This is a genomic window from Marinobacter sp. LV10R510-11A, from assembly GCF_900215155.1.
In the GTDB taxonomy this organism is placed as follows: Bacteria; Pseudomonadota; Gammaproteobacteria; order Pseudomonadales; family Oleiphilaceae; genus Marinobacter.
On record NZ_LT907980.1, the window covers coordinates 1295761 to 1307204 of the forward strand.

Consider the following 11444-nt stretch of genomic DNA (forward strand, 5'->3'; position numbering starts at 1 on the left):
CGATGACACCCAGTGTCAGTATAGAAAACAGGCGGGTTTTGTCACGTACTCTCCCTTTTTCAGTTGCTAGGGAAAAGCGACCATTTTTCCCTGGCTTTCATCCCATAGCTTGAGCCAGAAAGCCGTCAGGCTCTGCCTCAAAGTCAAAGGTTTTCTGGCCCGCACGGCAGGCACCTCGTTGTAACACTCGGGTAAACGATAATTAGGAATTCGAGCGTTAAGATGATGGATATGATGGTACCCGATGTTCGCTGAAAACCAGCGCAGAATGTTCGGCAGTTGATAGTAGGAACTGCCCTCCATGGCGGCGCGGGTCCCACTCACTCTTTCGGGCCCAGTAACCGCCTTCAAACTGATGCTGAACGTAGAACAGCCAGATGCCGCCCATACCGGCGAGCCAAAGTACAGGCAGTTGAATCAGCAGATACGTCTGCCAACCCATCGTTTGGGCGGCAACAAGGAATACGCCGACAATGGCAAGGTCCGTCAACACGACGCTCATACGCTGTTTGTGCTGCACTTTTCGGCTCGGCAACCGGTTGCTCAGCAAGAAATTGAAAATAGCGCCGAAGCCCCGTGTATCGAGATTGGCGTAGCTGACGTGGTGACGAAGGTGGCTAAGGCGCCAGTCGTCGAAAGGCGTAAAAACGAGCACCCCTAAAAGGCGCCCCAAGAAACCAGCTGCCACGACCGAGAGCGCCAGTGTCCACCAATAGGAAAAATCGTGCCGGATTGAGAGGATCATCAAGTACCACAATCCGGCATACGGGACCATCGTATTGATGAGCTGCCAAATCGCCTTGCCGCGACTGGGACTACGATAGGGCGAGAGTGCCGGGCGCGCGTCCGGGATGCCGAAAAAGACTTTACGCTTGGGGATACAGCGATGGCCCAGCACAAGAGGGCTCCGCCGCGCGCACGGACGAGGAGGTAACCCCTTTCAGTATCACCATTGAAAGCATTGAGCTGACCGACAGCACCCTCCAGTTTGCGAATTACTCACTGCCGTTGCCCTTCTCAACGAGCATCCACACCCTGAACGGACAGATATCGACCTTGAACTCCACCTCGGATCAGCCGGCGCGTGTGGATCTAGAGGGTCAGGTCGCGGAGTATGGCCTGGCGCGCACCGACCTGCTCCGTCCCCAGCGCGAGCGCATCGCCAAGCTACGCGAGGCCCTCAACCAGCGCCCGGCGCTGGCCCTGGAGCTTGCCGGTCCCTTCAGTCGAAATTTTGATGGCCCGGCCCTGCAACGTGAGAAAGCCATCGAAACCCTGCGGCAACGCTTGGCTGAGGCGGATCGTGAAGTTGCGGATCCCAGCCTGACGGCCGAGTCCAACCAGGATATTGTCGAGACGATGGTCACCACGTATTACCCGGAGGGTGACCTGGAGGCAGTCCAGACGCGTTTCACTGAAAAACAGAATGAGTCATCCGGCGGAGCGGGATTGGACGCCCTGGTCGACCCAAATGCGGATGCCAGTATCGCAACTGACCGAGTGCGTCTTCTGGATCCCAAAAAGATCGATTCAGTGGACGGCGAGCGCGTTGCCATGAAAGTTGGTATCACTGCGGATTGAAGCAAGCGACTGCCCCTGCCTGACCAGTTCAAAAATCCGCAGAGGTATGCCAGTTTTCTCGTCTCGACTTAATCATTTACAACGGGAACTGGCAGCCGTCATCGGAGTTCACGAGGCTTCTGGACAAAATACCAAGAGTTGACCAATGTAAGATACTGATATGAAAGGAAATAATGGAGGCGCGGGTCGGAATCGAACCGGCGTACGCGGAGTTGCAGTCCGCTGCATGACCACTCTGCCACCGCGCCTAAAAAGATCGAAGGAATCGAGTCTTTGTGCTCTCAGGTAGGCATTGAGAGACTTGAAGTAATTGGAGCGGGAAACGAGATTCGAACTCGCGACCCCAACCTTGGCAAGGTTGTGCTCTACCACTGAGCTATTCCCGCTCTTCACTGCTTAAGCTAGTTATCGAAGCAATGCCCCGACAACGGATGCGTATTCTACGGATTACGGCTCTTTCGTCAATACCTTTTTTTAAGTTTTTGTTTTATCGGAGGTTTGTGAGTAATTTTTAACCAGTTGCAGCCTATAGTTTCAAAGTTCAAAAGTTTAAAAGCTTCAAAGCCTCAAGATCCCGTGGCTCAACGCCTAGATCCCGCCATTTTTCGGGGTGGCAGGTAAACAGCAGTATCTGGTGCCGGGTCGCGGCATCGAACAGGATACGCTTCATGCCATCTAGGCGCTCAGCATCGCTGTGCACTAATGTGTCGTCCAGAATGATCAGCGTTGGGCGCCCTGCTTCCTGCAACAGATCGGCGTAGGCCAGGCGGCTGATCAAGCCCATTTGTTCCCGGGCGCCAAAGCTCAGCTCGGCCATCTGGCCCAGTTCACTGCCCCGGCTGAACTTGCCTGGCGTCAGGTTTTCATCCACTTCTAGGCTGGCTTCTGGAAACAGCACGGTCAGGTAGTGATCCAGGTGCTTCTGTAACGGCGCTTGTAGCCGGCGTGTCAGGGCTTGGCGCTTTTCTTTCAGCAGGCTCAGCAACAGGTCTAGCGCCTTGGCCCTTCGATCCAGCTCAAGGTACCGGCGGTTAACGTGCTCCAGCTCAGCCACGTGTTCGTTGTGTTGCTCCTCCAGCCCTTCTGCGCCCCAAGCTTCAAGCCTTGCCCTGATTTCACTCAGTTCCAGGGCTCGCTTTTGCTGAGCTATTTCTTGGTGTTCGGCGGTAGCTCGGAAGCGCTCAATGTCCTGCTTAACAAGCTCAGGGCGTGCCTCGTTGATTGTTGCTTCGCGCTCTTTGAGGGCAGTTTCAAGTTGTGCCTGCTGGTTTTCAGCGGCGGTGATATCCTGGGTAAGCTTTTCAATTTGCTGCTGTCGCTCGGGGCTATTCAGCTCATCTGTCATTCGCTGCCACTCGCGGTGGGCCGCCTCACTAGCGTGGCGAGCTTTCAGCAACTGGGTTTCCTGGTGTCGCTGATGGGATTCTGCGTCCGCCAGCCGTTGTTCCGCCTGTTTTAACTCAGTTTCCACAAGGCTCAGGGACTTTTCGTCTCCTTCAATGGCTGCAGCTTGCGGCAAGGCTTCAAACTCGGAAGTGCGGGCCAGTAGTTCGGATTCTCCGTCTGCTCTTGCTGAATGCAGCCGCTCAATTCCATTCGGGGCCAGGGATTTCAAGAGCTCATCAAAGCGCTGTATCTGTACCTCAGCATCCTGAAGTCGCCCCTGTTTAACCTCGGCCGCCTCAACTGACTCTACCGCCAGCGCAGCTAATTGCTGCGAAAGAGACTGCTCCAGCCTCTCAAGTTGGCGGCGGAGGCTTGCAAGGTCGTCACCACCGGGCTGAATACCAAGGCTACCCAAGCCGGGAATTTCGAGAACACTGGGCTCCATGAGAAGCTTTTCACCCTGCCCCTCAATGCTCTGCTCATCCAGAACCAGGCCTTTGCCTGGGTCCAGATTCCAGGTAACACGGGTGGCAACGGTCTGAATGCGGATAGTCGCATCATCCAGTTCGCGCTGGGCCTGCTTAAGTTGGCGCACAGCACCCGCATCAATCTGATTCAGTTGTTTCTGTTTGCGGGCGCCATCCAGCGATGCCTGAATGCCTTTGGCCGTCTCTTGGCTCTGCTTCAACTTGGCCAGCTCTGCTTCCAGCCTCGCACAGTCCTTTTTCAGACGCTCCCGTTTGTCTCTGAGATGAGCCTGCTGCACGGCTCCGGTGGCGAGCTGGTATTGGCTGCGGGCGCTTTTAACCGCCTTCACCAGTTCAGGACTGGCAAGTTCTTCCTGTTCACGTTGTTTTCTGGCGTTCTCGTAACTTTTGTGACGCTGCTCCAGCTGTTCGCTCTGGTTGCGCCAGTGGGCCTGATTCAACTGCAGCAAAGAGAGGTTTTGCTGCAGTTGAATCAGGGAGTCTTTTCCACGGCTTTGTTGTTCCTGCAGCGCCTCAATTTCCCGGTACTTTGTTTCTGCAAGCTGCATGCTATGCCGAGCCGTTTCCCAAGGACGCTCTCGGCTGGCTTTGTCGTGCTCAATCGCCAAGCTGCCCAAGCGGTCTACCTGTACCTGATACTGTTCAACCCGGGCCTGCAGATCGGTCACCTGCTGCTGCAGAGTTTCCCGGTTATTGGCTAGGGTTAAGTAGTCACCCCGAGGTTTTCCGGTGGCTGTCAGCAGCTCTTTTCTCTGCTGTTCCACGGCCTGGATAACTTCATCACCACCCGTACTGGCCACGTCGCCTACCAGGTTGTTCAAAGCAGACTTTAGATGACCGCCGGCGTGCAAAACGGCCTTTTCAATATCCTGCCCGGTGCCCTGCTCGACCCAAAGCAAACCCGGAATACCCCAATGCTCTTCTTTGCTAGCGCCCTTTTTGGGGAATTGATAACCCAGCAATTCTGCAAGCTTCTCTTCGGCTTCTTCACCGCTAAACCCCGTGCTATCAATCAACAAATCACAGCGGTGCCGCTTAAGGAAGCGCTTGTCCAATCGCCAGTGCTGGCCATTATGTTCAAAAGAGAGCTCAACCGTCGGCGCAGCCGAGGAATCTCCCCAGGGCGCAAGGTCCTCAGCGGATTTTGATCGGTAGCGCTCAAAAAACGCCGCGCGAATGGCGCGAACCAGCGTACTTTTACCAGATTCGTTGGGGCCGTGTATCAGGTTGATACCGGGCTGCAGGTTACCCAACTCAAAGCCCTGCCGGAACTGGCGAAACTGCTCAACCCGTAAACGCTGAAGCTTCATTGGGCCACCTCGGTGTCCTTTGATGTCAGCAGGCTGGCCAGAATGGCTAGGGCATCCCGTGCTACTTCTGCGTCACCATCAACGTCGGCAGTTTGCTGTCTTTTTCGTAGTTCCTGAACCACTTCTCCGAGATAGCCATCTGCATGCAAGGCGGCGATGTCATCCTCAGTAGGTTCCAACTGCAGTCCGGTTCGGTCACAGGTAACGCTGCGGTACCTTGCCTCTGCTATGGAAAGTGCATCGATCAGTTTTTGATCACCGGCCAATGTAAGCGTGCCGCTCAGCTTCAAGTCCAGAACCGAGGCTTCAGGCAACTGGTTGATTCGATGCAACAGCTCATCCAGGTCGGAAGGCACGGACAAAGTCTCTCGCCACTGGTGCCATTGATAGCGTGCGGTTTCATGCCGGGTAACCTTCGGTGTCGCGCCCGGTTCTTCGATATTAACAATCAAGACATACCCCGCATCGTTATTGCGGAAGCGTTCCGGCTCTGGTGTGCCGCTGTACCAGGTACGCTCGTTGATCTCCTTTACACCGTGCCAGTCACCCAGGGCCAGGTAATCCAGCTTTGCGGTTTGTGTTCGGTCTGGGGCGATGGGGTTTGTGGAGTCAATGTCCTCTGGCAGCACACCCTGCACACTGCCGTGGGCCACGCCTACTCTCAGCATATCTGAGGGCGTTTCTAACTCGTCAAAGGGCTGGGTCAGATCGCCGTAGGTATGGCGCTGCGTTAGAGGTGCCGCCAGCACGGCAATACCCTGCTCTGGCAATGGGACAACACCGGATTCAAGCGCGAGGTGTACGTTTTCTGGGACCGCATCAAGGCGCCTAGCGCGCGTCCAAACACTCTCTGCAAGCGCCGCGTCGTGATTACCGGGTAGCATTACCCAAGGGCCGGCAAAGCCACGGGTGGCATTAAATACCCGCCGAATGGTGCGATCGGAGACCGTTTGGGCATCGAACACATCACCTGCCACCAGCACTGCATCACACTGGTGCTCTGTGGCCAGCGCAGCCAGCTTCTCTATGGCCTCGTAACGTGCTTCAACGAGCGCTGCACTGTCTTCAGTATCAAACCGGCTGTACGTGCGGCCCATCTGCCAGTCAGCTGTGTGTAAAAATCTTGGCACCCGTTTTCTCCCTAAAAGAAATGGCATTGTGAGCATGGTACACTCAAACCAACTCAACGGGGTGCCGGGCAAATGCCGGGCTGAGACCATACCCGCGGAACCTGATCCGGATTATGCCGGCGAAGGGATTGAGCACTCACCGGCTTCGGTGGGGCCCGCGGCACGGTTGCCTTTTATGGTTACCCCAGATCTGCTGCGGAGGCTACAACATCATGCTCATTCGAGCGCTTACACTGCTCCTGTTCACTTTGGCCTCTGTGCCGGCAAACGCTCAAAAGGCATCTTCTCTCACAATTTATACCCACCCGTCTTTTGCTGCCGAATGGGGCCCCGGGCCTGCTGTTAAAAAAACTTTCGAGAAGACGTGCAATTGCCAGATTAACTATGTGGTTTTGGATAGCGGTGGTGACATTCTTCAACGCCTGCGCCTTGAAGGCAAAAGCACCCAAGCCGACGTGGTGCTGGGGCTGGATACTGGCACCATGGAAACAACGCGGCAGACGGGTTTGCTGGCGAACCATGAAATCGATCTATCCGCCCTGAACTTGCCGATCGACTGGCAGGATTCAGTATTTGTACCTTACGACTGGGGCTACTTCGCGTTTGTTTACGATACCGAAAAACTACCTAATCCGCCGGAGAGCCTGGAAGCGCTTATCGCAGCGCCTGATGATTTAAAGATCATTATCCAGGATCCCAGAACCAGCACACCCGGCCTTGGGCTGCTGTTATGGATGCGCCACGTATACGGCGATCAGGCTCCAGAAAAATGGCAGCAGCTTAAGGGCAAAATTCTCACCACAACCAAAAGCTGGAGCGACGGCTACTTCTCGCTGTTCATGAACGGCGAGGCGCCTATGATTATGTCCTACAGCACCTCTCCTGCGTACCACATGGCGGTGGATAAAACTGACCGGTACCAGGCTGCCGAATTCAAGGAGGGCCACTACCTGCAAGTTGAAGTTGCAGCATTGGTGCAATCATCCGACCAAAAAGAACTGGGCCGAGCGTTTCTCGACTTTATGCTAACCGCCGATTTTCAGCGCCACATTCCTTTGAAAAACGTCATGTATCCAGCCACGGATCTGGGCGACGAGCTGCCAGAGGTGTTCGATAAGCTGATTCAGCCCTCAGAGGCACTTTATTTTGACCCGAAAGTGGCAAACGACAATCGGCGTGAATGGCTGAATGAGTGGCTCGACGCAATGACCCGCTAAACCTAAATGTGCCCACTCTGATGAATCCTAACCGGCACCCTGCACCTTTCAGCCGCCCCGGATGGCGGCTCTGGCCCGGGCTGGCCATCGCCAGTGCACTCATAGTACTGGCGATGGCGGGGCTGGGTGCGTTGGTATGGGAGGCCTCGCTCCCGGATCTGAGCGAGCTCTGGCGTAACCGTTATCTACGCACCGTGGTTACCTTTACCGTTTGGCAGGCGTTTCTCTCTGTTGTGCTCAGCCTGCTTGTGGCCATTCCTGTAGCCAGAATTCTAGCCAGGCAACCGGCCTTTCCCGGTCGTTCAGCTTTGCTCCGCTTAATGGAGCTCAGCCTTGTGCTTCCCTCAATTGTGGCGGTATCTGGCCTGGTGAGTGTTTATGGGCGCCAAGGCTGGTTCACGGGTTTAGCCGGCGACTGGCTGGGCACGTCCTGGAACCTCTACGGTATCAACGGTATTGTGCTGGCCCACGTGTTTTTCAACGCGCCCCTGGCCGCACGGATTCTTTTACAAGCCATTGAGAACGCACCGCCATCCCAGCGCCGGGTTGCCGCGCAGTTGGGGCTTGGGCGCTGGTGGTATTGGCGTGCCGTGGAGTGGCCGGCGGTGAAACCCGTGATGCCTGGCCTTGCGGCTCTGGTTTTCACCCTGTGTTTTACCAGTTTTGCCATCGTAATGACCCTCGGCGGAGGGCCAGCGGCCACCACCATTGAGGTTGCCATCTACCAGTCGTTGCGCTTTGAATTCGATGCCGGCCAGGCCGCTCTTCTTGCCATGGTTCAGCTGGTTATCTGCGGCTTTCTTTGGTGGTTGGCGGCCCGTAAAGGGCTCACCGCATCGCTACTTCCGGACCGGCGGGTTGCTTCACACCGGAGTAAAGCAGGCAGCTCAGTTTGGGCACGCTTGGGGGACGGGGCAGCTATGGTAGTGTTTGTGCTGTTCCTGTTGATGCCGCTGATTGCCATTTTACTTCGGGGACTGCCGGGGATGGGTTCTGCTTTCTTCCCGGAAGGCTCTTTCTCTGTAAACCCCGCCTTGCTCGATGCCACGCTGAGAAGCCTGGCCATCGCTCTGCCCGCCGGGCTCATGTCGGTAAGCGCCGCACTGCTGATTCTGGCTTGCGGAACCACTGCGGCCAAGCCTGCGATTACTCGGCTTACGGATGTAGCTGCGTACCTTCCCCTGATGGTTCCGCCACTGGTACTCGGCACTGGCTTGTTTCTGCTGTTCCGGCCAAGCCTTGGCAACTCCAGCCAAGGCTTGGTGCTGGTTACGCTGATCAACGCAATGATGGCGTTACCCTTTGTATTGCAGATGCTCCGAGGCCCCATGGGAAGCCTGGATTCGGCGAGCCGCCAACAGGCCGATCAACTTGGCGTGCTGGGCTGGTATCGCTGGCGCTGGCTGCACTGGCCGCGCCTGCGCAAGCCTCTGGCATTGGCAATGGCGTACGGCACAGGTTTGTCACTGGGGGATTTCGGCGTTATAGCCCTGTTCGGGAGCCCGGGCCAGCCCACTCTGCCGGTGCTGCTTTACCAGCAATTGGGTAGCTACCGGATGGATGCCGCCGCCGCGACCGGGTTGTGGCTGGTATTACTTCTACTGATGCTGTTCAGCCTGTTTAACCGGCTGGGCTCCCCCCTATTCAGAGCCAGCCTGGCGACCCACTCTACCCGCACTGTTTCGGAGCCAGAACATGCTTGAAGCAAAGAACCTGGTTTTCGCTTATCCAGAGCAGGAAACCCCGTGGAACTTTAATTTCACTATAGAGCCAGGCCATTGCATTGCCATCCATGGCGCCAGTGGATCGGGGAAATCGACACTAATGAATCTTCTGGCAGGCTTTCTTGAACCTCGCTCTGGCGACATCCTGTGGCAGAATAAATCCCTTCGCAATAGCGCGCCTTGGCAACGGCCCATGACCAGTGTTTTTCAAGAGCACAACCTGTTCGAACACTTGAGCGTTGAGGCCAATATTGGCCTAGGCATTCACCCGGGCCTTAAACTCTCACCAGAGGATGAACAGGGTATCGAGCGGGGTTTACAAAGCGTTGGCCTTGGCGGTTTTGGCAAGCGTTTGCCCGGCGACCTTTCTGGCGGCCAGAGGCAACGTGTTGCTCTGTTACGAGCGATCCTGCGCCAACAGCCAGTGATGCTCCTAGATGAGCCCCTGGCTGGACTGGACAGCGATGCACGGGGCCTTCTGAGGCAGCTCTTACTAGAACAAAAAACCAGAGGCACACTCATTGTGCTTGCCAGCCACGACGAGGAAGACCGCCGGATACTGGCAGATAGCGTCTGTAGTCTCTAAGCTAGTAAGCTAACCAACCAACTTTTGGATTTCTGACACCCGTGCCCAACAGTGCCAGCTCCCCAGAACATCAAAACGCTTCCCAGATCCGGAGCCAGAACGGCACCCTGGCTATTCGGGGCGACTGGACTCTTGCCGATTATCAGGCACTTAAAAAGCAGATCGAAGAATATTCTGATCAGCGATGGGAAACGGAACATGTTGATCTAAAGGCGCTCGGGCGGGTCGATACAGCAGGCGCCTCTCTTCTGGTTGCGCTGCTGGGGTCGGAAACCCTGAGCGCACTCACACAACAGGATGGCACGCTGCCCCAAGAACAAAACGCACTGCTACAAGCCGTAGCTGATGCTATGCAGGAAAAGCCTGCGCTGGAGCCTGAAGGCCTTAATCCCGTCTTGCAGTTTCTCACCGAAACCGGCAAAACCGTGGAAGCCATCTGGCACCTGATCTATCTCTTGGCGGGATTTGTTGGGCAGATTCTCGCAACACTTTTTATTGTTTTGCCTAGGCCCAGCCGGTGGCGTGTTACACCATTTGTAGCGGCCCTGCAGAACACCGGGCTCAACGCCCTTCCGATTGTGGCTCTGCTCACCTTTCTGGTGGGTGCCGTTGTGGCGTTCCTTGGCGCCACGGTGCTGAAAGACTTTGGGGCCACTATCTATACGGTCAATCTGGTCGCCTTCTCGTTCTTACGGGAATTCGGGGTTCTGCTCGCCGCCATTCTACTTGCAGGTCGCACCGCCAGTGCCTTCACGGCACAGATTGGCGCCATGAAGGTAAACGAAGAGCTCGACGCCATTCGCACGCTGGGGCTGAACCCGGTTGAACTGCTGGTAATCCCCAGGGTTCTGGCGATGATGATCAGCCTGCCTATTCTTACCTTTGTGGGAATGCTCGCCGGTTTAGCAGGTGGCGCTATGGTCTGTGCGATTTCCCTGGATATTTCCCCGGCTCAGTTTATGGCGATTATGGAGCGGGACGTTGCACTGAAGCACTTTCTCGTGGGTATGTCGAAAGCCCCCATCTTAGCCTTTCTAATCGCGGCCATTGGCTGCCTTGAGGGGTTCAAGGTAGGCGGCAGTGCTCAATCAGTGGGCGTGCATACAACATCCAGCGTGGTTCAATCTATTTTTGTCGTTATTCTTCTGGACGCCATTGCTGCGCTTTTCTTTATGGAAATGGGCTGGTAAATCATGACGAACTCAAACGTTCAGAAAACGGACAGCCAGCCTGCGCCTGTCATCGAAGTCCGGGGCCTTGATAACCGCTTTGGCAGCCATGTTGTTCACGAAGATCTGGATCTGGATCTTTTCAAGGGAGAGATCCTGGGCGTTGTTGGTGGTTCGGGGACGGGCAAATCCGTATTACTCAGAAGCATTGTTGGCCTGCATAAACCTACGGCTGGTCGTATCCGGGTATTCGGGAAAGACCTGGACGAACTGAGCACTAAAGAACGCTCGGAAACTGAACAAAGATTTGGTGTTCTGTTCCAGAAAGGTGCCCTGTTCACCTCATTAAACCTTTTACAGAACATTGCTCTACCATTGATTGAGCACTGCAACCTGCCTCGCTCCGACGCGGAGGAACTTGCCCGCATGAAACTGGCACTGACCGGCTTGCCAGCCGATTCTGCCCTCAAGTACCCGTCGGAACTCTCCGGTGGTATGGTCAAACGCGCAGCCTTGGCCAGATCCTTGGCAATGGATCCTGAAATCTTGTTCCTGGACGAGCCGACCGCGGGCCTTGACCCAATTGGCGCTGCGGCTTTTGATAAGCTGATTGTTACCCTCCGGGACGCACTGGGATTGACTGTTTTTCTGGTCACCCACGATTTGGACACACTGTATACAACCTGCGACAGAGTGGCCGTGCTGTCTCAAAAGAAGGTGCTGGTCGCAGACCGGATTGAAAAAGTCGCAACAACAGACGACTCATGGATCCAGGATTATTTTCATGGCCCCCGAGGGCGGGCCGCCAGTTACGCATTCCGGGCTCAGGAACCGAGCCGGCAACGGGAGTAAG

At 55.7% G+C, this 11444-nt stretch carries 10 protein-coding genes, 2 tRNA genes and 1 riboswitch; of the genes, 7 read left to right on the plus strand and 5 right to left on the minus strand.

The window, feature by feature from the left end; all coding sequences use genetic code 11:
- Positions 1–66 precede the first annotated feature (66 nt).
- A complete protein-coding gene (locus tag CPH80_RS23305) occupies positions 67–303 on the minus strand; it encodes a fatty acid desaturase (RefSeq protein WP_096276149.1) in 237 nt (78 codons plus the stop codon).
- Between CPH80_RS23305 and CPH80_RS06190 the strand changes: the two genes are divergently transcribed.
- Entirely contained in the window at positions 302–661 is a 360-nt protein-coding gene (locus CPH80_RS06190) for a hypothetical protein (protein ID WP_096276151.1), read from the plus strand. The two genes, CPH80_RS23305 and CPH80_RS06190, sit on opposite strands and share 2 nt — an antisense overlap.
- Positions 662–831: 170 nt before the next feature.
- Positions 832–1581 carry a DUF748 domain-containing protein gene (locus CPH80_RS06195; protein WP_096276153.1) on the plus strand — a complete coding sequence of 250 codons (750 nt, stop codon included), beginning with the start codon at positions 832–834 and terminating at the stop codon, positions 1579–1581.
- Between the two features lie 174 nt (positions 1582–1755).
- Here the strand turns inward: CPH80_RS06195 and CPH80_RS06200 are convergent.
- The 4 genes from CPH80_RS06200 to CPH80_RS06215 form a co-directional block, all read right to left on the minus strand.
- Positions 1756–1829: transfer RNA gene (locus CPH80_RS06200), tRNA-Cys, on the minus strand.
- 63 nt (positions 1830–1892) lie between these two features.
- Positions 1893–1967 (minus strand) — tRNA-Gly (locus CPH80_RS06205).
- A gap of 155 nt (positions 1968–2122) precedes the next feature.
- Positions 2123–4765: an AAA family ATPase gene (locus CPH80_RS06210; RefSeq protein WP_096276155.1), complete on the minus strand. Its 2643-nt coding sequence runs from the start codon at positions 4763–4765 to the stop codon at positions 2123–2125.
- The gene (locus CPH80_RS06215; RefSeq protein WP_096276157.1) at positions 4762–5895 is read right to left on the minus strand and encodes a metallophosphoesterase family protein; all 1134 of its coding nucleotides are present in this window, start codon (positions 5893–5895) and stop codon (positions 4762–4764) included. The genes CPH80_RS06210 and CPH80_RS06215 overlap by 4 nt, the downstream gene beginning before the upstream one ends.
- Before the next feature lie 47 nt (positions 5896–5942).
- A riboswitch (TPP riboswitch) is annotated at positions 5943–6040 on the plus strand.
- 67 nt (positions 6041–6107) lie between these two features.
- Here CPH80_RS06215 and thiB point away from each other — a divergent pair.
- The 5 genes from thiB (at position 6108) to CPH80_RS06240 (ending at position 11443) form a co-directional block, all read left to right on the plus strand.
- Positions 6108–7112 carry a thiamine ABC transporter substrate binding subunit gene (gene thiB / locus CPH80_RS06220; protein ID WP_096276159.1) on the plus strand — a complete coding sequence of 335 codons (1005 nt, stop codon included), beginning with the start codon at positions 6108–6110 and terminating at the stop codon, positions 7110–7112.
- Entirely contained in the window at positions 7088–8815 is a 1728-nt protein-coding gene (thiP, locus tag CPH80_RS06225) for a thiamine/thiamine pyrophosphate ABC transporter permease (RefSeq protein ID WP_227520382.1), read from the plus strand. The genes thiB and thiP overlap by 25 nt, the downstream gene beginning before the upstream one ends.
- Positions 8808–9422, plus strand: coding sequence for an ATP-binding cassette domain-containing protein (locus tag CPH80_RS06230; protein WP_096276163.1), 615 nt, complete (start codon positions 8808–8810; stop codon positions 9420–9422). The genes thiP and CPH80_RS06230 overlap by 8 nt, the downstream gene beginning before the upstream one ends.
- An 86-nt stretch (positions 9423–9508) precedes the next feature.
- Positions 9509–10612: an ABC transporter permease gene (locus CPH80_RS06235; protein ID WP_227520455.1), complete on the plus strand. Its 1104-nt coding sequence runs from the start codon at positions 9509–9511 to the stop codon at positions 10610–10612.
- Positions 10613–10615: 3 nt separating this feature from the next.
- On the plus strand, positions 10616–11443 hold the full coding sequence (locus CPH80_RS06240) for an ABC transporter ATP-binding protein (protein WP_096276167.1): 828 nt from the start codon (positions 10616–10618) through the stop codon (positions 11441–11443).
- The last annotated feature ends 1 nt before the right edge of the window (position 11444 follow it).

Excerpts from the sequence above, each read along its gene's own strand:
- CPH80_RS06210 (WP_096276155.1), bottom strand. The coding sequence starts at position 4,765 with ATGAAGCTTCAGCGTTTACGGGTTGAGCAGTTTCGCCAGTTCCGGCAG.
- CPH80_RS23305 (WP_096276149.1), bottom strand. The coding sequence starts at position 303 with ATGGAGGGCAGTTCCTACTATCAACTGCCGAACATTCTGCGCTGGTTT.
- CPH80_RS06190 (WP_096276151.1), top strand. The coding sequence starts at position 302 with ATGGCGGCGCGGGTCCCACTCACTCTTTCGGGCCCAGTAACCGCCTTC.
- thiB (WP_096276159.1), top strand. The coding sequence starts at position 6,108 with ATGCTCATTCGAGCGCTTACACTGCTCCTGTTCACTTTGGCCTCTGTG.
- CPH80_RS06230 (WP_096276163.1), top strand. The coding sequence starts at position 8,808 with ATGCTTGAAGCAAAGAACCTGGTTTTCGCTTATCCAGAGCAGGAAACC.
- CPH80_RS06240 (WP_096276167.1), top strand. The coding sequence starts at position 10,616 with ATGACGAACTCAAACGTTCAGAAAACGGACAGCCAGCCTGCGCCTGTC.